Origin of the sequence: Roseiflexus castenholzii DSM 13941 (genome assembly GCF_000017805.1) — a bacterium.
GTDB classification, from domain to species: Bacteria; Chloroflexota; Chloroflexia; order Chloroflexales; family Roseiflexaceae; genus Roseiflexus; species Roseiflexus castenholzii.
In genome coordinates this window covers 4,854,130-4,876,097 of record NC_009767.1, presented here as the reverse complement: position 1 = coordinate 4,876,097, position 21,968 = coordinate 4,854,130, and the positions used below count along the sequence as shown (strand labels likewise).

The window sequence follows — 21,968 nt, the reverse complement described above, 5'->3', positions numbered from 1 at the left end:
ATGAGTCCTTCGATAACCGATGTTTCGGGTGTTCTGGTGGGGCACGCACAGGACGGTGCAGCGTTGACCGGGTGTACAGTTGTGCTCGCGCCCGAAGGGGCGGTCGGTGCAGTGGATGTTCGTGGCGGCGCTCCAGGGACGCGCGAGACCGATCTGCTCGCGCCGGTTGCAACCGTCGATATGGTGCATGCCGTGGCACTGTGTGGCGGGAGCGCCTTCGGTCTGGCGGCAGCCACCGGTGTGGTGCAGTGGCTCTCTGAACAGGGAATTGGTTTCCCGACCGGGGTTCGTCCGGTGCCAATCGTGCCGGCTGCCGTGATCTTCGATCTTGCGATTGGCGACGCAGATCGTTTCCCCGATGCTGCGATGGGGTATGCGGCGTGTAGCGCTGCCGGCGCGTCGGTGAGCGAGGGATGTGTCGGCGCAGGCATTGGCGCGACGGTAGGGAAAATTCGTGGCATGCAGTACGCGATGAAATCCGGCGTCGGTACGTGGAGCGAACGCCTGGTGGATGGCGTGGTCGTGGGTGCGCTGGCGGTTTGCAATGCGTTTGGCGATGTGTACGATGAGCGGAGTGGTCGTCTGCTGGCGGGGGCGCGCGCTGACGATGGTTCGTTCGTCGATGCAATGGCGCTGCTACGTGGCGCAGGTCCGGCGTTGCTGTGGTCGGCGGCATCGGAAGGGCAGAATACCACCCTGGCGGTGATTGCGACCGATGCGCGTCTGACGAAAGCGGAAGCGACGAAGGTGGCGCAGATGGCGCAGGATGCGCTGGCGCGAACAATTCGCCCGGTGCATACGCCGTTCGATGGCGATACCGTCTTTGTGCTCGCTACCGGGAGGCGCGCGTCACCGGGGGTGTTGCCGCTTGGCGCCATCGCTGCCGAGGTTCTGGCGCGCGCCATTGAACGCAGTGTGACGCAGGCGTGGTCGCTCGGCGGTGTGCCTGGGATGAGGCGAGACGCGGGAGGCGAGAGGCGAGAGGGGTGAGGCGCGCGGGACGAGGCGCGCGGGGCGTAGCGCGAGATTTATCTCGCATTTGTGGTGAGGCGCGAGGCGAGAGGGACAAGGCGCGCGGGGTGAGGCGCGAGGCGCGAGAGGCGAGGGGGCCCGGCAATGGCGTCGCGCGAGATTTATCTCGCGTTTGTGGTGAGGCGCGAGGCGCGAGGCCCGGCAATGGCGTCGCGCGAGATTTATCTCGCGTTTGTGGTGAGGCGCGAGGTGAGAGGGACGAGGCGCGAGGCGCGAGGCGCGAGGGGCGGAGCGAGAGGCGAGAGGGACGAGGCGAGAGGCGTGAGGCGCGAGGCGCGCGGGGCGGGGCGCGAGGCGAGAGAGGCGAAGGGCCCGGCAATGGCGTAGCGCGAGATTTATCTCGCGTTTGTGGTGAGGCGAGAGGGACGAGGCGCGCGGGGCGAAGGGCCTGGCAAAGGCGTAGCGCGAGATTTATCTCGCATTTGTGGCGAGGCGAGCGGCGCGAGGCGAGGGGCGTGAGGCGAGCGGCGCAGGGGCGAGGCGAGGGGTGATACCAATGACGCTTGAAGATGCCGTATGCGTGTCATTCCGAGCGCAGCGACTTGTCATTCCGAGCGCAGCGACGGGTCATTCCGAGCGCAGCGACTTGTCATTCCGAGCGCAGCGACTTGTCATTCCGAGCGCAGCGACGGGTCATTCCGAGCGCAGCGACTTGTCATTCCGAGCGCAGCGAGGAATCTCAGCGGGTCGCGCCAGACCCCTCGCGCTGCTCGAGGTGACCATGCCGGATGGTCACAGGTCATTGGTATGAGAGGGGCGAGGCGCGCGGGGCGAGGCGCGCGGGGCGAGGCGCGAGGCGAGAGAGGCGAAGGGCCCGGCAAAGGCGTCGCGCGAGATTTATCTCGCGTTTGTGGTGAGGTGAGAGGGACGAGGCGCGCGGGGCGAAGGGCCTGGCAAAGGCGTAGCGCGAGATTTATCTCGCATTTGTGGCGAGGCGAGCGGCGCGAGGCGAGGGGCGTGAGGCGAGCGGCGCAGGGGCGAGGCGAGGGGTGATACCAATGACGCTTGAAGATGCCGTATGCGTGTCATTCCGAGCGCAGCGACGGGTCATTCCGAGCGCAGCGACTTGTCATTCCGAGCGCAGCGACGGGTCATTCCGAGCGCAGCGAGGAATCTCAGCGGGTCGCGCCAGACCCCTCGCGCTGCTCGAGGTGACCATGCCGGATGGTCACCGGTCATTGGTATGAGAGGCGCGAGGCGAGAGGCGAGGGGCGTGAGGCGAGAGAGGCGAAGGGCCCGGCAAAGGCGTCGCGCGAGATTTATCTCGCATTTGTGGCGATGCGCGAGGCGTGAGGCGAGGGGCGTGAGGCGAGCGGCGCAGGGGCGAGGCGAGGGGTGATACCAATGACGCTTGACGATGCTGTATGCGTGTCATTCCGAGCGCAGCGACTTGTCATTCCGAGCGCAGCGACTTGTCATTCCGAGCGCAGCGAGGAATCTCAGCGGGTCGCGCACGCCCCCTTGCGCTGCGCGGGGTGACTATGCCGGATGGTCACCGGTCATTGGTATGAGAGGCGCGAGGCGCGAGGCGAGAGGCGAGGGGCGTGAGGCGAGAGAGGCGAAGGGCCCGGCAAAGGCGTAGCGCGAGATTTATCTCGCGTTTGTGGTGAGGTGAGAGGGACGAGGCGCGCGGGGCGAAGGGCCCGGCAATGGCGTAGCGCGAGATTTATCTCGCGTTTGTGGTGAGGTGAGAGGTGAGAGGGACGAGGCGCGAGGGACGAGGCGAGAGGGGCGGAGCGCGAGGCGCGAGGGACGAGGCGAGAGGCGTGAGGCGCGAGGCGCGCGGGGCGGGGCGCGAGGCGAGAGAGGCGAAGGGCCCGGCAATGGCGTAGCGCGAGATTTATCTCGCGTTTGTGGCGAGGCGAGAGGCGCGAGGGGCGAGGCGCGAGGGGCGAGGCGCGAGGCGAGGCGCGAGGGGTGAGGCGCGAGGGGTGAGGCGTGAGGGGTGAGGCGCGAGGGGTGAGGCGCGAGGCGCGAGGTGAGAGGGGTGAGGCGCGAGGAGCGAAAGAGTTGAAGGTGGGCAGTGGGCAATGGGCAGGCGTCTTGTCCCTGACTCCTGACTCCTAACTCCTAACTCCAGGAAGCCTGCGCAGGCGGGCTTTGCAGCCGTAGTCTGCGGTTTCAGCCGCCGGGCGGACGTGGGTGCTCATGCCAACTGCGGTCCACGACACGCCTGCCGGGGCGCGTTGACCGGTGCGCCTTGCGAACCGAACCCTCGAACATTTTGTCTGACTGACCGCAATTTAGTATCAGTTCTGGGTTCTCGGTTCTGGGTTCTCGGTTCTGGGTTCTGGGTTCTCAGTTCTCAGTTCTCAGTTCTCAAAAAGAATGCACAACGCCATCACCATTGGCATTATTGGCGCTGGGCGTGCGGGAGGGGCGCTGGCGGCCGCGTTCGCTGACGCCGGGTATCGTGTAGTGGCGCTTTCCAGTCAGGCGTCGGAAAGCGCGCGCGCTCTGGCGCAACAGATCGGCGCAATAGCCGTTGATGCGCCGGTCGAGGTCGCGCGCGCAGCCAGCCTGGTGTTTCTGACAACTCCCGATGCCGCTATCGCTCCGGTGTGTCGCACGATTGCTGAGGCGCGGGGATGGCGCGTCGGGCAGTATGTGGTGCATTGCAGCGGCGCCCTGGGGCGCGAAGCGCTGGCGGACGCTGCCGGAGTCGGTGCGTTGACCGGTTGCTTTCATCCCTTGCAGACCCTTGCCGGTCCGACGACAGCGGCGCGGTTACAGGGAGCATACGTGGCGGTTGACGCCGATCCATCGCTTGCTGTCGTGCTACGCGAGATGGCGCATGCAATCGGCGCTATCCCTTTCGATCTCGATAGTCGTTGCCGCGCTCTGTACCACACTGCCGCCGTAATGGTTTCCAACTATACGGTCGCTTTGTACGCCTGTGGCATGCGCCTGCTCGAAAACGCTGGCGTACCCGATGAGGTGCAGGCGCGCGCCCTGTTGCCATTGCTGCGCGGCGCCGTCGAAAGTCTGGAGCGCGCGACGCCATCTGAGGCGCTGACCGGACCGATTGCACGCGGCGATGATGCCACGGTTGCGCGGCACATTGCCGCACTCGAAGCGCAGATGCCGCAGTTGCTGCCGATCTATCGCGAGTTGGGGCGGGTGGCGCTGTCCCTGGCGCGCGCCATTCCTGAACATCGCAAGCAGGCGCTGACAGCGTTGCTCAATGATTGTTGAGGGGTGAGGCGCGAGGGGTGAGGCGCGAGGCGTCGCGCGAGATGTATCTCGCGTTTGTGGTGAGGCGCGAGGGGTGAGCGCGCGAGGGGTGAGGCGCGAGGCGTCGCGCGAGATTTATCTCGCATTTGTGGTGAGGCGCGAGGCGCGAGGGGTGAGGCGCGCGGCGTCGCGCGAGATTTATCTCGCGTTTGTGGTGAGGCGCGAGGCGCGAGGGGTGAGGCGCGCGGCGTCGCGCGAGATTTATCTCGCATTTGTGGTGAGGCGCGAGGCGCGAGGGGTGAGGCGCGAGGCGCGAGGGGTGAGGCGCGAGGCGTCGCGCGAGATGTATCTCGCGTTTGTGGTGAGGCGCGAGGGGTGAGCGCGCGAGGGGTGAGGCGCGAGGCGTCGCGCGAGATTTATCTCGCATTTGTGGTGAGGCGCGAGGCGCGAGGGGTGAGGCGCGCGGCGTCGCGCGAGATTTATCTCGCGTTTGTGGTGAGGCGCGAGGCGCGAGGGGTGAGGCGCGCGGCGTCGCGCGAGATTTATCTCGCGTTTGTAGTGAGGCGCGCGGCGTCGCGCGAGATTTATCTCGCGTTTGTGGTGAGGCGCGAGGCGTAGCGCGAGATTTATCTCGCGTTTGTGGTGAGGCGCGAGGCGCGAGGGGTGAGGCGCGAGGCGTAGCGCGAGATGTATCTCGCGTTTGTGGTGAGGCGCGAGGGGTGAGGCGCGAGGCGTAGCGCGAGATGTATCTCGCGTTTGTGGTGAGGCGCGAGGGGTGAGGCGCGAGGCGTAGCGCGAGATTTATCTCGCATTTGTGGTGAGGCGCGAGGCGCGAGGGGTGAGGCGCGAGGCGCGAGGGGTGAGGCGCGAGGCGCGAGGGGTGAGGCGCGAGGCGCGAGGGGTGAGGCGCGAGGCGTAGCGCGAGATGTATCTCGCGTTTGTGGTGAGGCGCGAGGCGTAGCGCGAGATGTATCTCGCGTTTGTGGTGAGGCGCGAGGCGTAGCGCGAGATGTATCTCGCGTTTGTGGTGAGGCGCGAGGCGTAGCGCGAGATGTATCTCGCGTTTGTGGTGAGGCGCGAGGTGTGAGCAGGTGAAAGGTGGAAAGGCTGAAAGTTGCAGGTGTGTGCTCTTTATTGACAGGAGTTGCGCGGTCACCTCACGGACGAGCCGCAGGACGGCTCTTTTTGCCTTCGGCAGGGCGGTACTTGTCTTCTTTTGTGTACGGTGCGGCGAAGCCGCCGCGCCGCACCATTTTGATCAGGAGCGCCACGCTGCCGCAGGCTCTGGCGAAGCCAGAAAACGCGCCATCGCGTAACTCGTGTGATTGATACTTCAAAATCCTTAAAGAGGAGCCATCATCAACTGAGCCTGAGCGTTAAGTCTTTGCGCCTTTGTGTCTTTGTGTGAGTTATCTGGAAGACATTGCACTTAGCCCCCGTCCCGGTTCTCAGTTCTCCAGTTCTTGGTCCGATGAACGTCCATGGCGGCAGTTAATCGTCCATTGCTTATTGCCATGAAAGGTCATCCCGGCGCTGGCAAAAGTGCGGTTGCGCGCGGTCTCAGCCGTCGTCTTGGCATTCCTCTGATCGATAAGGATGACATCAAAGATGTACTGGACGGTCATGTGGCGGATGCAGGCGGGCTGGCGTACATTGCGATGTTCAACGTCGCGCGTCGGCAGTTACTCCAGAACCTGAGCGTCATCTGCGACAGCCCGCTGAGTGAAGTTGGCGGATACACCACCGCTTGCGTCGTCGCCCACGATACGGGCGCGCGGCTGCTCGTGATCGAATGCGTCTGTTCATCGGAAGAGGAATGGCGACGCCGGATCGAACAACGCGCCGCGTTGCGCCTGCCGTCGCACCATGTGACTACATGGGAGCATCTGCAAGAACACCTGCGCCGACGGGCTGACGTCTCAAACTATGCCATTCACGAGCCGCATCTGGTCGTCGATACCTTTGCGCCACTCGAAGAGGTGCTCCATACCATTCTGGCGTGGATCGAAACGGTCGGCGCTACCCCGATGCCTGCCGGTGTGCGTCGAGAAAATCCTGTAAAATGATCGACGCTGCCACCTCATCGATGCGCGCCTTGCGCTGTTCGGGTTTGAGTTTTAAGTCGATCATCATCCGCTCGGCTGCAACGGTCGTCAACCGTTCATCGACAAAAGTGAGCGGGATTGCGATCGCCCGGCGCAGTTCTTCGACGAATTGCTGCACGAGCGCCGCCTGTGGTCCGACATCGCCACTCATCGTCAGCGGTAACCCGACAACCAGAGCAGCGACGTCGTGTTCGCGAATGAGGGACGCAATACGCTTCAGCGCCGTGGCGCGCGGTTTGGCGCGAATAGTGGTCAGGGGCGTCGCCAGGGTGCGAGTCGGGTCGCTCAATGCCACGCCGATGCGCTGCTCACCCACATCAAGCGCCATAACCCGTCCAGGTTCGTCGATTTTCACGAATGTGCTCCTTTTCCGGGACCAGCGCTTACGATGTCGTGCTGGTGGGACGCACATCGATCAGGAAATCGAACCCTGGCAGCGTCTGGACCGCAGGGAGGCTATAATCGCTGATCAACCCCTGTTGCGCAAACTGCTGGAGGATGGTTTCCGCATCGCTGCGTGAAGCGCCAACCAGCGCTCGCCTGATCTGATCGAGCGTATCCGTCGTGATGACCCCATACTCAGTGCATGTCACTGCGCCGTTGATCGTCAGTTTCGAGCCATCCCAGCGCCATCCGGCGACATCGAACCCGACACGCTCATTGGGGTTGCAGAGCGCAGTGCGTTGCAAGAAATGCTGTGGCACGACCAGTTCGAGTTGCCGGCTCACCAGACGTTCGCGGGGGGTTGCCAGCGCGCTGAAGCGAGTGCTCACCGTCAGGCGAAAGACCGGATTGGCAGGGTCCACCGGTTGACCGATGGGTGGTTCGATGAGCGGCGGATCATACGCTTCCGGTTGCGCCAGATCGATGGAACTGGGGAAGATCGTCGTCGGGTCGATTGCCAGCACATTCTGGTCGATCTGACGGGCAAGTTGCTGCATTCCGGTATTGTACAGACCGGTCAGCGCCTCGCCAAGCACCCGTTGCACTTCGGCTTCGGTGACGATCCGCTGCATCTCTTCACCGCCGCCGCCAATCGCATCGTGGCGAATGAGGAGATTGCCGCGATCACTGATGATTGGCTGCGTGCCAGGAATGAGCAGTTGGGTCAGCGCATTCGCCCCAACATTCGATGCGCTGCCGGGAGAGCGCGCAACAACATTAACGACGACCTCACCAAATGTTGTGCTGCGACCACGATCGCTCACCGTGGTGACAGCCGGAGGCACGGTGACCGGTCCTTCGATAGCAAAGCGCACCTCGGCGCCATTCGGGTTCAGTCCGAGCAGTTCTGCGCCTTCGGGAATCGGAAAGGGCTGTTCAATCACGTTAACGATACGCACCTGACCCGTTGCGCGACCGACAGGCGCCAGCGTTTCGCCGGTCACCTGTCCTTGCACCGTGAAGGTGGCGTCCGCCCGCACGACTGCCGCCTGGATCGACGATGGATTGGCGCCGGGATCGGCAGTTGTAATTGGAATAATCTCATCGCGGAAGGGCTGACTGCGACTCTGCATCACCGGCGGTCCGACACGAATTGACACCCGATTCGCCTGGTACCAGCCGAACGCAATCAGCAGGGCGACCATCAGGACGGCCACAGCGACGCCAATAATCATAGTGCGGTCGCCGGTGCGCGCCGGAGTTGCCGGACGTTGCGCGGTGCGCGCGGCGGCGCGGCGTGGCATGGCAGTGCGCCGTGGCGTCGCTTCACTGCGGCGTCCCGTTTCGTGGACGGCGGCGCGACGTTCTTCTTCCGGGCTGAGGCGGATGTCGGCGGCGTTGACCCGCTGAGAAGCGGCAGCGCCTGGCAGGGGCGTCGTCTTTTCCGCCGCAGCGGGTGAAACCGTCGCAACCGCCTCGGCGAGATCGTCGAGCGATGCCGCAAAGTCCGCATCCGCCTTCGACAATTCAGCATACTGATCCTGTGATGGAACCTGATTCAACACGCGCAGAAACTCAGCGTCGCGTTCATCGATCACCGGACGAGCGGGGGGCGGCGCGGCGCGTGTTGTGGCAACCGGGCGCGGCGGTGATGGAGCGCCCACTTCCATCGTCTCCAGACCGCTGGCGCGCGCCGCTTCGAGCACATCCGCGTCGGGACTGATGACCGTGATACTGATACCGTCGCGCTGCAAAATCAACCGCAGCGCCGTAAAACTTCGCCGTCCCCGGAGCGCGGGAATCCCTTCCGGCACCAGCAACTGCACATTGCCGGCGCGTGCAGCGCGCACCCGTTCGACAATACCATCGAGCGTATCGGCAGGAACAACCGGCACAACCGCAGAAGCCGGATTGGATGCCAGAATAGCGCTGAGCACCGCCGTGATCCCTGTCGGTTGCAATTTCGATGGATGTGGTGATGTGTCGTCCGACATGCTGGATCTCCCTGGGGTCAACCCCCTGCCTGCGCCGCAAGCGCTGCGGCCACGTGCTCCAATGCATCTGGAATATGCGCAACCTCACGTCCGCCAGCCTGCGCCATATCGGGGCGTCCGCCGCCGCTGCCGCCGACGATTGGCGCCAGCGCTTTCACCAGATTGCCGGCGTGGATGCGCCTTCCTGCCAGGTCGGGCGTCGCCATTGCCAGAATCTGGGCTTTACCGTCAATCACGGCAGCCAGGACGACCACGCCCGACCCCAATTTATCGCGCAGCCAGTCACCCATCTCGCGTAGACGCGCAGTATCGGGCGCTTCGACCTGCGCTGCCAGGAAGCGGATATCGCCGACCGCCTGGACGTTGGCGAGCAATCCTTCGAGATTGCTGCGCGCCTGGCGCGCATGCAGTTCATCGAGTGCGCGCTGGCGCTGTTTCAGTTCGGCGAGCAACGCCTCGATCCGCTCGCCCAACTGTGACGGAGGCGCGCCGACACGCGCGGCAATGTTGTGCAGCGTCGCAATCTGGGCATCGACCCACTGCTCGGCTTCAGCGCCGGTCAGCGCCTCAATGCGACGCACACCGGCAGCCACGCTGCTTTCCGAGACAATGCGGAACAACCCGATTTCACCGCTCCGCCCGACGTGGGTGCCGCCGCACAGTTCGCGCGAGCACATCCTGAAACCTGCTCGTTGACGTTCGGCGATTGCAGCCGGGGAGAGCGCATCATTTCCATTGACGCACCCGATCGTCACCATGCGCACCACATCGCCGTACTTCTCGCCGAATAGCGCAATCGCCCCCGCTTCGAGCGCCGCCTGGTACGGCAACTCCTGCCAGGCGACCGGCGTATCGGCGCGGATCCAGGCGTTGACGCGCCGCTCGATCTCGCGCAATTGTTCCGGCGTGACGGGGCGCGTATGGGTGAAATCGAATCGCAGGCGATCCGGCGCAACCAGCGAACCTGCCTGCGCGGCGTGTTCGCCAAGCACATCGCGGAGTGCGCGATGAAGCAGGTGCGTTGCAGTGTGGCTGCGCATAATTGCGGCGCGGCGCACACTATCGACCTGTGCTTCGACCGTTTCGTACACTGCGATCGCGCCTTCTTCCACCACGCCATAGTGAACGATCACGCCAGGCACAGGGCGCTGCACATCATCGATCCGCGCGCGACCGCGCGGACCGATCAGCACGCCGGTATCGCCGATCTGACCGCCGCTCTCGGCGTAGAAGGGCGTGCTGTCGAGCGCTATTTGCACCTGCTGACCGGCGACCGCCTCGGCGACCTGATCGCCCGCAACGATAAGCGCCTGCACGGTTCCGCTGCCAGAGACGCCGAGGTAGCCGGTAAAGCGCGTTGGCGGAAGGTCGATATCCGCCCATGCCTCGGCATCGGCGGCGCGCTTGAACTGTGCGGCGCGGCGCCCACGGGCGCGTTGCTCCTCCATGCGGCGCTCATACCCGGCTTCATCCACGGTCAGCCCGTGTTCCGCAGCGATTTTCTGCGTCAGATCGAGCGGGAAGCCATAGGTGTCCTTGAGCGTAAACGCATCGTCGCCGGGAATGACCGTGCCGCCAACGGCGCGCACCCGTTCGATGACGCTCTTCAGAATACTGACGCCGCCGGAGAGGGTGCGCAGGAACTGACGCTCCTCAAGGTCCACCGTTTCGAGAATAAAATCGGCGCGCTCGCGCAACTCAGGATAAACCGCGCCCATCTGCTCGATCACGACCGCAGCGACATCCGCCAGGAACGGCTTCTCGAAGCCGACGGTCCGCCCCTGATAGACCGCGCGGCGCAAAATGCGGCGCAGCACATACGAGCGCCCCGTATTGCCCGGCAACACGCCATCGGCAATCAGGAACGCCACGGCGCGGCTGTGGTCGGCAACGGCGCGAAAGGGCGCCACATGCGCGCGATACGTCGGCTCATCGGCGCCGAGCAACGCCAGCTGGCGCTCGATCAGCGGTATGAACAGGTCGGTGTCATAGGTGGAATGCACCCCCTGCATCACCATCGCCATGCGTTCGAGTCCCATGCCGGTATCGACCGACGGGCGATGGAGGGGTTGCATGGTGCTGCGTTCGAACTGCATGAACACATTATTCCAGATCTCAACATAATTCGGATCGTCCGAATTAACCCCTTTTGCGCTCATCTCCTTCAGGTCGTCCCCGATAAAGATCGTAATTTCGGAGCAGGGACCGCATGGACCGGCATCAGCCATCACCCAGAAATTATCCTTGCGCCCGAAGCGCAGCACGCGCTCCGGGTCGGCGCCGGCGGCGACCCAGAGCTGTGCCGCCTCATCATCGGGAGGCACCTCATCGTCGCCCTCGAAGACGGTGAACCACAGACGTTCGACGGGGAGATCAAACACCTTTGTCAGCAATTCCCATGCCATCGGAATGGCTTCGGCTTTGAAATAATCGCCGAAGGAAAAGTTGCCGAGCATCTCGAAGAACGTATGGTGGCGCGGCGACGGACCGACCTCCTCGAGGTCGTTGTGTTTGCCGGAGACGCGCAGACATTTCTGCGCGGTTGTAGCGCGCGTATATGGACGTTGTTCAAGCCCCAGGAAGGTGTCTTTGAACTGCACCATGCCGGAGTTGGTAAACAGCAGGGTTGGATCGTTCCCGGGGATGAGCGATGAGCTTGGCACGCGGACGTGACCGCGTTCCTCGAAGAATCGAAGAAACTGTTCACGGATCGCGGCGCTGGAAAGTCGTTTCATAGCGATATGAGCCTCTGCCAGAGATGCCGCCGTACAGCGTCGGTTGAAGAGCGCGGTATGCGGTAATGTCGTATGCATTGTACGGCATACGCGCGCGCTGCGTCAACAATATTGCACCGGATTCTGCGCCAAATCTTGACAAGTGTGCTATAATATGTGTGCGAGTGAAGCATTGCGTCAGCAATCCTCCAGCTCTCGCATCCGAATGCGACTCCAAGAGCCGGATATTCCTCTGGAAAGCGCCAGGCGTCCACCATACTGTGGTGTAAGTCTGTATCTACTATACAATTAAGGCATGGCGTAGCCCTCTACTTCAGTGAAACAACCGCCGTGAACCCTCAGTGTGGTCGAGCGCCATTCATTGTAGCTTGTGTATGGAACGAACGCGCCAACTGCTGATTGGTGCAGGCATTATTCCCATAACAACAGAACTGGCGCCATATGATTGATCTGAGCTGCGCATACGCAAGCGCGCTGTACTGTGCGCCAGCAGCATATTTGATGCCACAACAACGCACCGGTCGGCCTTGTTTGGAAGAATTCATCCCTTATTCGCCACGTAATGGCTGGCGTGTCCACACGTTAGCAAGGAGTTTTCTGTGCCAAGAATGAGAACGAAAAATACCACCACCAACAATGGCGGCGAACCAGTCGCTGAGTACACGGAACCCGTTCGCGACAAGCCCATGATTAATGTTGCCGAACTGGAAAGCAAAACGCTCAATGAGTTGCGCGAAATGGCGAAAGCGATCGGTGTGACCGGTGTGAGCACCCTCAAGAAGCAGGATTTGATTTTCAAACTGCTCCAGATGCAAACCGAAGAAGCGGGTCATACCCTGTCCGACGGCATTCTCGATATTGTCGCCGATGGGTATGGATTCCTGCGCGGTGAGCGGATGCTGCCGGGACCGGATGATGTCTATGTGTCGCAGTCGCAAATCCGGCGCTTCGGCTTGCGCACCGGCGATCGCGTCTGGGGTCAGATCCGTCCGCCAAAGGAGAGTGAGCGCTACTACTCGCTCCTGCGGGTTGAAATGGTCAATGGGATGGACCCGGAGACGGCGCGGAAGCGTCCGTCGTTCGATCAGTTGACGCCGATCTTTCCCAATGAGCAGATTAAACTCGAAACCGAACCGCACCTGCTCGCTACCCGCCTGGTTGATCTGGTGGCGCCGATCGGTCGCGGGCAGCGCGGTCTGATCGTGTCGCCGCCCAAAGCCGGCAAGACGTTGCTGCTCAAGGCAATCGCCAACGGCATTACGACCAACTATCAGGATATTCACCTGATGGTGCTGCTCATCGGTGAGCGCCCGGAAGAGGTTACCGATATGCGGCGTTCGGTCAAGGGGGATGTCATTTCGTCAACCTTCGATGAGCCGGTCGAGGACCATACGAAGGTCGCCGAGATGACGCTGGAACGCGCCAAACGCCTGGTCGAAGGCGGGCAGGATGTGGTGATCCTGATGGACTCGATCACCCGCCTGGCGCGCGCTTACAACCTGGATATGCCGCCGAGCGGACGCACGCTCTCCGGCGGTATCGATCCGGTGGCGCTTTATCCGCCCAAACGCTTCTTCGGCGCTGCGCGCAATATCGAGAATGGCGGGTCGCTTACCATTATTGCGACCTGTCTGGTCGATACCGGTAGCCGTATGGACGATGTGATCTACGAGGAGTTCAAAGGCACCGGCAATATGGAATTGCACCTCGACCGCAAACTGGCGGAGAAGCGCGTCTTCCCGGCAATCGATATTACCCGCAGCGGTACGCGCCGTGAGGAACTGCTGCTGTCGCCCGATGTGTTGCGTCAGGTGTGGACGCTGCGCCGTATGGTCGGTATGCTCGGTGAGGGTGAAGGCACCGAACTGGTGCTGACGCGCATGGCGAAGACGCGCAATAATGCTGAGTTCCTGGCGACGCTGAGTAAGGCGAATTAGGGGGATCAGCGCCGCTTCACGCTGTCGGCGTGTGTGTCCGTTCGTTGCGCAAGATGAATCTTGCGCCACTTGTCCACATCAATTGAGGCGCTGCTTTTTTTGCCGCTCCCCATCGGGGGGCTTCGCTGTGCGAATAGTGCGCAACAGGACTATCTGTGGCGAGAGACGGTTGCCGAGATGTGGTGAAGGGTTCGTTCATGGGTCTGAGGATCGTTCTTTCTGGCAGGATGCCCTGACCTCGTTGTGTTCGATCTTGAAGCATGCAAGGAGCGATCTCGATGCAATGCCCGACCTGCGGCGCGGTGTTGTCTCCAAGCGCAAAGTTTTGTTCCCGTTGTGGCACGCGCGTGGCGGCGCCGCCGGATGCGCCGCCGCCAATGGCGCCACCGGCAGCGACCGGCGAGTCGTATGTCTATGGCAATCAGATGGGGCAGCGTCTGGACCTCCCCGATCCGGTGGTGACGGCGCGCGGGCGTGGCGTCACCGGGATGGAGTATCAGATTGTCGGCACAACTCTTCAGGCGGTGATCCTCGAACTCGACCCCGGCGAAACGGTCTACTCCGAGTCGGGCGCGATGTCGTGGATGTCGGGCAATATCCAGATGGCGACCAATACGCGCGGCGGCGGGCTTGGCGGGATGTTCAAGCGCGCCATCTCCGGCGAAAGCCTGTTCCTCAATGAGTTCACCTCGGTCGGCGGCAAGGGCATCGTCGCCTTCGCATCCGACTTCCCCGGCAAGATTGTGCCGGCGCCGCTGCGCGAAGGGCAGACGATGATCGTCCAGAAACAGGCGTTCCTCTGCGCCGAGAAGACCGTGGGACTCGACATTCACTTCCGCAAGCGCATGGGGGCGGGGTTCTTCGGCGGCGAAGGGTTCATTATGCAGAAGTTGACCGGTCCGGGAGTGGCGTTCGTCTGTCTGGACGGCGAGATCGTCGAGTACACGCTGGATGCGGGGCAGGTGCTGAAGGTGGACACCGGGCACGTGGCGATGTACGAGCCGACGGTCGAGTTCGACATCGAGATGGTGAAAGGGTTCAAGAACATTCTGCTTGGCGGCGAAGGGCTGTTCCTGACGACGCTGCGCGGTCCGGGGCGCGTCTGGTTGCAGACCATGCCAACGACGAACCTGGCGAAGGCGGTTGCCGGGTGCCTGCCAACGGGTGGGAGCAGCCGAAGTAGTAGTAGTAGCGGCGATGTGTTGGGCGATGTGATCGGCGGGTTGCTCGACCGATGAACGGCGCTGCGGATGTGAGCAGCCAGCATGTCGGAGGGCGGGTGATGAACCCGCCTTTCTTGCTGTCGGGCGACGTGTGACCATCGATAACCGCACACTGCTGTCCTGCAAAGCACGCCGGGAACCGGGAGATCGTATCGCTTCTACCAATTCCCTGTGACCATCCGGCATGGTCACCCCGCGCTGCGCTCGGAATGACCCGCATGCGGCATCTTTAATCGTCATTGGTATTCGTCCGCAATGATGCCTGAGCATCGCGGTTCTGGATAGGATGCCGGGACCGCCGATGCGCTCCACAGCGTTGGGCTGGCGTGCTATAATGCGGAGGGACGCGATTGCTTTGCAGCGTATCTGGAGTGATAATGACTATGAATCTCTGGCACGAGCTTGAGTCCGGTCCGAACACGCCTGATGTTATTCATGTCGTGGTTGAGATTCCCAAAGGCTCGCGCAATAAGTACGAGTATCATAAGCAAACCGGCGCCTTCAAACTGGATCGGGTGCTCTATTCGGCGGTTCACTATCCGGGCGATTATGGTTTTATCCCGCAGACCTACTACGACGATGGCGATCCGCTGGATGTGCTGGTGATGACCAACCTGCCAACCTTCACCGGTTGTATCGTCGAAGCCCGACCAATCGGCATGTTCCGTATGACCGACCGTGGCGAGCCGGATGATAAGATTCTGGCAGTGCTGCACTACGACCCGTTCTTTGCCGATTTCAGCGATTATACGCAGTTGCCGGCGCATTACCTCAAGGAAGTGGAACACTTCTTCACCGTCTACAAGGACCTGGAGGGCGCGCGGGTCGAGCCGATCGGTTGGGAGAATGCGATGGTCGCCAAGGAACGTGTCTGTTATGCGGTGAATCACTACTGGGATATGCGCGCGGGGCGCCTCCCCAAGCGAGTGTAGGAATGGTATGCTGACGCATGACGTTGCCTGATCGTCCATCGATGCCCGAACAACGTGTTGCCTACTCCGCGGGAGGCGTCATTTACCGTGTCGATGGTCATCGGTATGAAGTGGCGCTGATTGCCACCCACGAAGGGCGGCGCTGGGGGTTGCCCAAGGGTCATGTGCGCCGCGGCGAGACGGCGGAAGCCGCAGCAGTGCGTGAGATTGCCGAAGAAACCGGGTTGCACGGCGTAGTCGAGCGGCACCTTGCCACGATTGAGTACTGGTTTCGTGCCGGTCCGACGCGCATCCACAAATATGTCGATCTGTTCCTGATCCGGTACACGGGCGGTTCGCTCATGCCGCAGACGGCGGAAGTTGACGATGTGCGCTGGTTTTCGCTAGAGGAGGCGGCGGAGATCGCCAGTTTCGCGCGCGAGCGCGATGTGCTCACTCAGGTGCGCCAGATTCTTGTGCGGGGCGGGTGAGCGCGATTCTTCTTCTCCTTGTTGCTTCGGGTTTGATCCACAAAGGGCGCGAAGGAGCACGAAGAAGCAGAGCACTGGTCGCCGGGAGCGCCAGGGGTTAATGCCCCTGGCGCTGTCCGCTTTGCCCCTCACCCCCTGCCCCGCTCCCGCGCTGCGGGAGCGGGGAGACCGGCGCGCAGCGCGGGTCCGTCCCCCGTGCCGGGGTTCGCCGTCATTGCGCCCCGGCGCAGCCGGTCGAAGCAAACGGTCATTGCGAGCCGCCGCAGGCGGCGAAGCAATCCCCTCGCAGACGTGCCAGGATACGCGGTCACTGCGCCACCAGCGCAGCCGGTCGCAGCACGCCGTCATTGCGAGACCGGCGCAGCCGGTCGCAGCACGCCGTCATTGCGAGACCGGCGCAGCCGGTCGCAGCAATCTCATCACGGCGCAGCCGGTCGCAGCACGCCGTCATTGCGAGCCGCCGCAGGCGGCGAAGCAATCCCCTCACCGCGCCACCGGTGCAGCCGGCGGGGAGACCGGCGCCGCGCGCGCGAGTTCCACGGTGGGGAGAAGTGCGAGAGTGTGTCCCCTTGCCGACTTCTGCGTCATGTGCTACGCTTGTCTTACATTTGAGTGCAGGAGTCCATCAATGACGAAGCATGATCTCAGTTTCACGCTCGACTTTCCAAACGATGAGCGTGAGTCCTTACCGGCGCTTCTCCGCGCTGCGGGCGCTGAAGTTCAGCGCGAACCCACCAGAGACATCGACTGGCAGACGGTCGTGGTTGTGATCGACGAGATCGGCAGGGTAGCGACCGGCGTGACCGCTGCCATCGTGCTCGCCGAGAAGATTGCCGAGAAACTGAACGCCTGGCGCGCGACGATGCGCCGTCAGGGAAAGACTCCGCGCGCCGTGCTGCGCCGTCCCGGGCAACCGCCACTCGATCTTTCCACTGCAACCGATCAAGAGGTGCTGGCATGGCTGCTCAAAACATCGCCGCGCCCGTGACGCCGGTGCGCATGCTGGCGCTGATCGCCGCGCCATTGGTAATGAAGCGCGCAGACCACGATCTCGTTCCGATTGACCTTCTCCCGGCGCAGGAGGAACTGGAGACGCTGGCGGAGACGTGTGGCGCCCTCGGCGCGGCGCTGGAGATTCAAGCGGAGATCGCCACAGCGGATCGGATCGGACACGTGTTCGCAACGGCACCCCTGCCCTTCGATCTGCTGCACTTTGTCGGGCACGGCAGTCTGCAACTAGACGGTTCGAGCGTCCTGGCGCTGGAAGATGAGGTTGGCGCCCTCCGCCCGATGAGTGCCGACGAACTGCGCCGCGTGTTCGGTGGGCGCACTCCGTGCCGGCTGGCGTTCCTGAGCGCCTGCCACTCCGCAGGGCTGGCAGACGCGCTGATCGATGCCGGCGTGCCGCACGTCGTTGTCATCAATGCCGCCGATGCGGTGCTCGACCTTGCCGCCAGAGCCTTTGCAAAGCGCTTCTATGCCGCATTGCTGGCGGGGCGCGCGGTCGCGGAGGCGTTCGAGGCAGGGCGCACCGCCGTGGCGTTGCACGACGAGCTGCGCATCCGGCGCGACCCGCAGACGCTCCAGCCGTACAATGTGCGCGAAGAACTCAAGTTTCGCCTGCTGCCGGAGGACGATCCGGTTCATCGGCAATCGCTCTTCCCCGCGCCGCCGCGCGGCGATGTGACGTTCCACCGCGCGCTGTGGGAGCGCACCAACCTTAGCCCGGCGAGCGCCGATCCATTCGTAGGGCGCGCGCGCGAACTTCACACGATTGCCGTCAGGTTACGCGACCATCGCTGCGTCGCCATCCACGGTATGGGTGGCATGGGGAAAACCGCGCTGGCGCTGGCAGCCGCGCGCTGGCAACATGAGCGCACCCGCTGGAGCGATGGGGTCTGGCTGGTGCAGTTGCGCAATATTGCCGACGCACGCGAGGCGCGCAACCGGATTGCGCTGGCGCTGAATCTCGACCCCAAAGCTGCCGAGAGCGATACAACGCTCGCCGCTGCCCTGCGCGACCGCCACAGTCTGATCGTCCTCGATGACCTCGACGCGCTGCTGACGCACGACCGCAGCGGCGCGGCGGCGTTGCTCACCGCACTGCTCGAGACGCGGCGCCTGAAACTGATTACAACCGCGCGGCGCGACCTGCCGGGGAGCGTGCATCACCAGTTGGTCGAACTGGCGCGCCTCGACCCGCGCGACGCGCAGATCGCCTTCACCATCTATGCTCCTCCGATTGAGGAATGGGGCGCGTGGACGCAGGACGACTGGCTCGACCTCCACCGGTTTCTCGACGGATACCCCTTCCCGATCCGCCTGACGGCGACCGCCATGCGGCAGGCGCGGCTGCAATTGCGCGAGTTACTCCGGCGATTGCGGGAGAACCCGCAAGGAACCGTTCGCTACCCCGGCGACGAGGAAGATCGCGAGACGAGCCTGGCGGCGACGCTCGATCTCTCCTACCACCTGCTGCCTGATGACGCGCAGCGCGTATGTACGTTGCTGGCGCTCTTTCCGGCCGGGCTAACGCGCGACGCGGCGCGCGCCATTCTGGGAGCGGCGAGCGATGCGGCGCTCGAAACCCTCGTGCAGCACAGCATGGCCGAACTGCGCGATGAAAACGGCTACCGGCAGGTTGCGCTGCCGGAACCGGCGCGGCGCTACGCCGAAGCGCGGCTGCCGGCGAATGCGCTGGCGACATATGCGCCGAAGGCGCTGGTCTTTTTTGCCGATCTGATTGATAACGTTCAGGAGGCTATGAACCGCAATCAGGAGGTGGCGGGGCGGCGGATGCTCACCCTCGAATGGCCAAACATCGAGCAGGTTCTGGCGTGGGGGTACGACCATGAAGCATGCCGGGACGGGGTCAGCCGCGCGGCGCGCGCCACGGCGCAATTGAGGTTCTACTGGTTCCTATCGGGCGAACTGGGTCGCCCCGAAACGCTTGATCGCCTCCAACGCGCCCTTGCAGCCGCGCAGCGCGCCGGCGACCGGCTGGGCGAAGCCCATGTGCTGACAGCGATGGGGGTCGTGCAGCAGTTCCGCAAGGAGGTGGAGGCGGCGCTGGCGAGGTATGGGCAGGCGCTGGCGCTCTACCGGGCGATTGGCGCAAAGCTGGGCGAAGCCCATGTGCTGACAGCGATGGGGGACGTGCAGCAGTTCCGCAAGGAGGTGGAGGCGGCGCTGGCGAGTTATGGGCAGGCGCTGGCGCTCTACCGGGCGATTGGCGACCGGCTGGGCGAAGCCAATGTGCTGAAAGCGATGGGGGACGTGCAGCAGTTCCGCAAGGAGGTGGAGGCGGCGCTGGCGAGTTATGGGCAGGCGCTGGCGCTCTACCGGGCGATTGGCGACCGGCTGGGCGAAGCCAATGTGCTGAGAGCGATGGGGGACGTGCAGCAGTTCCAGGATGAGCGCGAGGCGGCGCTGGCGAGTTATGGGCAGGCGCTGGCGCTCTACCGGGCGATTGGCGCAAAGCAGGGCGAAGCCAATGTGCTGAAAGCGATGGGGGACGTGCAGCAGTTCCGCAAGGAGGTGGAGGCGGCGCTGGCGAGTTATGGGCAGGCGCTGGCGCTCTACCGGGCGATTGGCGCAAAGCAGGGCGAAGCCAATGTGCTGAAAGCGATGGGGGACGTGCAGCAGTTCCGCAAGGAGGTGGAGGCGGCGCTGGCGAGTTATGGGCAGGCGCTGGCGCTCTACCGGGCGATTGGCGACCGGCTGGGCGAAGCCAATGTGCTGAGAGCGATGGGGGACGTGCAGCAGTTCCGCAAGGAGGTGGAGGCGGCGCTGGCGAGGTATGGGCAGGCGCTGGCGCTCTACCGGGCGATTGGCGACCGGCTGGGCGAAGCCAATGTGCTGACAGCGATGGGGGACGTGCAGCAGTTCCGCAAGGAGGTGGAGGCGGCGCTGGCGAGTTATGGGCAGGCGCTGGCGCTCTACCGGGCGATTGGCGCAAAGCTGGGCGAAGCCAATGTGCTGACAGCGATGGGGGACGTGCAGCAGTTCCGCAATGAGGTGGAGGCGGCGCTGGCGAGTTATGGGCAGGCGCTGGCGCTCTACCGGGCGATTGGCGACCGGCTGGGCGAAGCCAATGTGCTGAGAGCGATGGGGGACGTGCAGCAGTTCCGCAATGAGGTGGAGGCGGCGCTGGCGAGTTATGGGCAGGCGCTGGCGCTCTACCGGGCGATTGGCGCAAAGCAGGGCGAAGCCAATGTGCTGACAGCGATGGGGGACGTGCAGCAGTTCCGCAAGGAGGTGGAGGCGGCGCTGGCGAGTTATGGGCAGGCGCTGGCGCTCTACCGGGCGATTGGCGACCGGCTGGGCGAAGCCAATGTGCTGAGAGCGATGGGGGACGTGCAGCAGTTCCGCAATGAGGTGGAGGCGGCGCTGGCGAGTTATGGGCAGGCGCTGGCGCTCTACCGGGCGATTGGCGACCGGCTGGGCGAAGCCAATGTGCTGAGAGCGATGGGGGACGTGCAGCAGTTCCGCAATGAGGTGGAGGCGGCGCTGGCGAGTTATGGGCAGGCGCTGGCGCTCTACCGGGCGATTGGCGACCGGCTGGGCGAAGCCAATGTGCTGAGAGCGATGGGGGACGTGCAGCAGTTCCGCAAGGAGGTGGAGGCGGCGCTGGCGAGTTATGGGCAGGCGCTGGCGCTCTACCGGGCGATTGGCGACCGGCTGGGCGAAGCCAATGTGCTGACAGCGATGGGGGACGTGCAGCAGTTCCGCAATGAGGTGGAGGCGGCGCTGGCGAGTTATGGGCAGGCGCTGGCGCTCTACCGGGCGATTGGCGCAAAGCTGGGCGAAGCCAATGTGCTGACAGCGATGGGGGACGTGCAGCAGTTCCGCAATGAGGTGGAGGCGGCGCTGGCGAGTTATGGGCAGGCGCTGGCGCTCTACCGGGCGATTGGCGCAAAGCTAGGCGAAGCCAATGTGCTGAGAGCGATGGGGGACGTGCAGCAGTTCCGCAAGGAGGTGGAGGCGGCGCTGGCGAGTTATGGGCAGGCGCTGGCGCTCTACCGGGCGATTGGCGCAAAGCTAGGCGAAGCCAATGTGCTGGCAGCGTTGAGTTGCCTGCGCATTGACGATGATCCGCCGGAGTCGCGGCGCCTCCTCGAACAGGCGCTGGCGCTGCGCCGCGCTATCAATGATCGATACGGCGAAGGCGCTGACCTGGGCAACTATGGCATTGCGCTGATGCAGCGCGGGCGGGGCGCAGAGGCGTTGCCCTTCCTGGAACGCGCCCGTAACCTGTTTGCGTCGCTCGGGTTGACGCATTTGGTGGAGGATGTGGAGCAACGGATTGCGGCAGCGAAGGGAGGCTTTCAGGGATAGCGTTTTTGGGGCTTTTCGGTTATTGAATTGGTCAGAACGTTCTTGAAGTGAATATCAGCGTGGGCCATCCCCTTGCCGTGAATGGTGCGTACCGCCGCGGCCGTACCCCGGGCAATCTTGAGGTACTCCAGCCAACTTCGCCCTTGGCGGAATTGCTCTACGGCATCTCTTGGGCTGTAGATCAGCTTGTAGAGAGGAACATGTGAAGCAGGCACACGGCGGACCACGCCCACGTTGGACTGGCCGTTGAACCGATCTCCAATGCCCAGCGGCCAAGCCAGGAACTGCTCATCCTCGCCCAAGTTCCGCCCTAGGTCAAGGACGTGCTGGAGCAGCTTTTGTTTGTCAGAACTGGGGTGATGATAGATCTTGACCACATAACGGCCATCGGTGGTGAAGAAGATGCTTCCTTCGCCGCCCCGATGCGCTTCCTGGTCATTGATGGTCAACTGATTCGGTACATTTCGGCTGTTCGACAGCAGAGTCACGGTTCCCATACGTCCGCTCCTGTTGCGTGATGACAACCAAGGTGCGGTCATCCCAGCTTCCTTTGACGGTTGTACGCCGATTTCGTTGCTATTCCTTTCTGAATCTGATGTTTGACTTCACTGCAAAAACTCACCGCAGAGGCGCCGAGAGTGCAGA

Annotated in this window: 15 protein-coding genes; 9 read left to right on the top strand and 6 right to left on the bottom strand. The window is 63.4% G+C overall.

Going from position 1 to position 21,968, the window contains the following annotated elements; genetic code table 11:
- Both RCAS_RS19265 and RCAS_RS19255 read left to right on the top strand, forming a co-directional pair.
- On the top strand, positions 1 to 990 hold the full coding sequence (locus RCAS_RS19265; RefSeq protein ID WP_012122179.1) for a P1 family peptidase: 990 nt from the start codon (positions 1 to 3) through the stop codon (positions 988 to 990).
- A 2,370-nt stretch (positions 991 to 3,360) separates the two neighbouring features.
- Positions 3,361 to 4,227 carry a Rossmann-like and DUF2520 domain-containing protein gene (locus tag RCAS_RS19255; RefSeq protein ID WP_012122178.1) on the top strand — a complete coding sequence of 289 codons (867 nt, stop codon included), beginning with the start codon at positions 3,361 to 3,363 and terminating at the stop codon, positions 4,225 to 4,227.
- A 1,136-nt stretch (positions 4,228 to 5,363) separates the two neighbouring features.
- Here the strand turns inward: RCAS_RS19255 and RCAS_RS25370 are convergent.
- A complete protein-coding gene (locus tag RCAS_RS25370) occupies positions 5,364 to 5,543 on the bottom strand; it encodes a hypothetical protein (RefSeq protein ID WP_157042707.1) in 180 nt (59 codons plus the stop codon).
- A gap of 144 nt (positions 5,544 to 5,687) precedes the next feature.
- On the opposite strand from RCAS_RS25370, the gene RCAS_RS19240 reads away from it, so the two are divergent.
- Positions 5,688 to 6,272, top strand: coding sequence for an AAA family ATPase (locus RCAS_RS19240; protein WP_012122177.1), 585 nt, complete (start codon positions 5,688 to 5,690; stop codon positions 6,270 to 6,272).
- Here RCAS_RS19240 and ruvX read toward each other — a convergent pair.
- The 3 genes from ruvX to alaS are packed head-to-tail and all read right to left on the bottom strand — an operon-like array spanning position 6,226 to position 11,424.
- A complete protein-coding gene (gene ruvX, locus RCAS_RS19235; protein ID WP_041332172.1) occupies positions 6,226 to 6,639 on the bottom strand; it encodes a Holliday junction resolvase RuvX in 414 nt (137 codons plus the stop codon). The genes RCAS_RS19240 and ruvX overlap by 47 nt on opposite strands.
- 55 nt (positions 6,640 to 6,694) lie before the next feature.
- Positions 6,695 to 8,689: a hypothetical protein gene (locus tag RCAS_RS19230; RefSeq protein WP_012122175.1), complete on the bottom strand. Its 1,995-nt coding sequence runs from the start codon at positions 8,687 to 8,689 to the stop codon at positions 6,695 to 6,697.
- Between the two features lie 17 nt (positions 8,690 to 8,706).
- Positions 8,707 to 11,424, bottom strand: a complete 2,718-nt coding sequence (gene alaS, locus RCAS_RS19225; protein ID WP_012122174.1) for an alanine--tRNA ligase — start codon at positions 11,422 to 11,424, stop codon at positions 8,707 to 8,709.
- 689 nt (positions 11,425 to 12,113) lie between these two features.
- Here alaS and rho point away from each other — a divergent pair.
- From rho to RCAS_RS19205, 4 genes are all read left to right on the top strand, one after another.
- Positions 12,114 to 13,361 (top strand): transcription termination factor Rho, encoded by a 1,248-nt coding sequence (gene rho / locus RCAS_RS19220; RefSeq protein ID WP_041332171.1) that lies wholly within the window; start codon positions 12,114 to 12,116, stop codon positions 13,359 to 13,361.
- Positions 13,362 to 13,639: 278 nt separating this feature from the next.
- Positions 13,640 to 14,599 (top strand): TIGR00266 family protein, encoded by a 960-nt coding sequence (locus RCAS_RS19215; protein WP_012122172.1) that lies wholly within the window; start codon positions 13,640 to 13,642, stop codon positions 14,597 to 14,599.
- Between the two features lie 362 nt (positions 14,600 to 14,961).
- Entirely contained in the window at positions 14,962 to 15,516 is a 555-nt protein-coding gene (locus RCAS_RS19210; protein ID WP_012122171.1) for an inorganic diphosphatase, read from the top strand.
- Positions 15,517 to 15,533: 17 nt separating this feature from the next.
- Positions 15,534 to 15,986, top strand: a complete 453-nt coding sequence (locus tag RCAS_RS19205; protein WP_012122170.1) for an NUDIX hydrolase — start codon at positions 15,534 to 15,536, stop codon at positions 15,984 to 15,986.
- Positions 15,987 to 16,293: 307 nt separating this feature from the next.
- On the opposite strand, the gene RCAS_RS25365 is transcribed toward RCAS_RS19205, so the two are convergent.
- Entirely contained in the window at positions 16,294 to 16,437 is a 144-nt protein-coding gene (locus tag RCAS_RS25365; protein WP_157042706.1) for a hypothetical protein, read from the bottom strand.
- A 177-nt stretch (positions 16,438 to 16,614) separates the two neighbouring features.
- Here RCAS_RS25365 and RCAS_RS19200 point away from each other — a divergent pair, with 177 nt between their 5' ends.
- Both RCAS_RS19200 and RCAS_RS23480 read left to right on the top strand, forming a co-directional pair.
- Positions 16,615 to 16,974: a hypothetical protein gene (locus RCAS_RS19200; RefSeq protein WP_012122169.1), complete on the top strand. Its 360-nt coding sequence runs from the start codon at positions 16,615 to 16,617 to the stop codon at positions 16,972 to 16,974.
- A complete protein-coding gene (locus tag RCAS_RS23480) occupies positions 16,944 to 21,323 on the top strand; it encodes a tetratricopeptide repeat protein (RefSeq protein ID WP_049768851.1) in 4,380 nt (1,459 codons plus the stop codon). The genes RCAS_RS19200 and RCAS_RS23480 overlap by 31 nt, the downstream gene beginning before the upstream one ends.
- Here RCAS_RS23480 and RCAS_RS19190 read toward each other — a convergent pair.
- Positions 21,314 to 21,820: a protein kinase family protein gene (locus RCAS_RS19190; protein WP_012122167.1), complete on the bottom strand. Its 507-nt coding sequence runs from the start codon at positions 21,818 to 21,820 to the stop codon at positions 21,314 to 21,316. The two genes, RCAS_RS23480 and RCAS_RS19190, sit on opposite strands and share 10 nt — an antisense overlap.
- Between the last annotated feature and the right edge of the window lie 148 nt (positions 21,821 to 21,968).

Coding starts and splice junctions, on each gene's coding strand:
- RCAS_RS19265 (WP_012122179.1), top strand. CDS start 1: ATGAGTCCTTCGATAACCGATGTTTCGGGTGTTCTGGTGGGGCACGCA.
- RCAS_RS19255 (WP_012122178.1), top strand. CDS start 3,361: ATGCACAACGCCATCACCATTGGCATTATTGGCGCTGGGCGTGCGGGA.
- RCAS_RS19240 (WP_012122177.1), top strand. CDS start 5,688: ATGGCGGCAGTTAATCGTCCATTGCTTATTGCCATGAAAGGTCATCCC.
- ruvX (WP_041332172.1), bottom strand. CDS start 6,639: ATGGCGCTTGATGTGGGTGAGCAGCGCATCGGCGTGGCATTGAGCGAC.
- RCAS_RS19230 (WP_012122175.1), bottom strand. CDS start 8,689: ATGTCGGACGACACATCACCACATCCATCGAAATTGCAACCGACAGGG.
- alaS (WP_012122174.1), bottom strand. CDS start 11,424: ATGAAACGACTTTCCAGCGCCGCGATCCGTGAACAGTTTCTTCGATTC.
- RCAS_RS19215 (WP_012122172.1), top strand. CDS start 13,640: ATGCAATGCCCGACCTGCGGCGCGGTGTTGTCTCCAAGCGCAAAGTTT.
- RCAS_RS19210 (WP_012122171.1), top strand. CDS start 14,962: ATGACTATGAATCTCTGGCACGAGCTTGAGTCCGGTCCGAACACGCCT.
- RCAS_RS19205 (WP_012122170.1), top strand. CDS start 15,534: ATGACGTTGCCTGATCGTCCATCGATGCCCGAACAACGTGTTGCCTAC.
- RCAS_RS25365 (WP_157042706.1), bottom strand. CDS start 16,437: ATGACGGCGTGCTGCGACCGGCTGCGCCGTGATGAGATTGCTGCGACC.
- RCAS_RS19200 (WP_012122169.1), top strand. CDS start 16,615: ATGACGAAGCATGATCTCAGTTTCACGCTCGACTTTCCAAACGATGAG.
- RCAS_RS23480 (WP_049768851.1), top strand. CDS start 16,944: ATGGCTGCTCAAAACATCGCCGCGCCCGTGACGCCGGTGCGCATGCTG.
- RCAS_RS19190 (WP_012122167.1), bottom strand. CDS start 21,820: ATGGGAACCGTGACTCTGCTGTCGAACAGCCGAAATGTACCGAATCAG.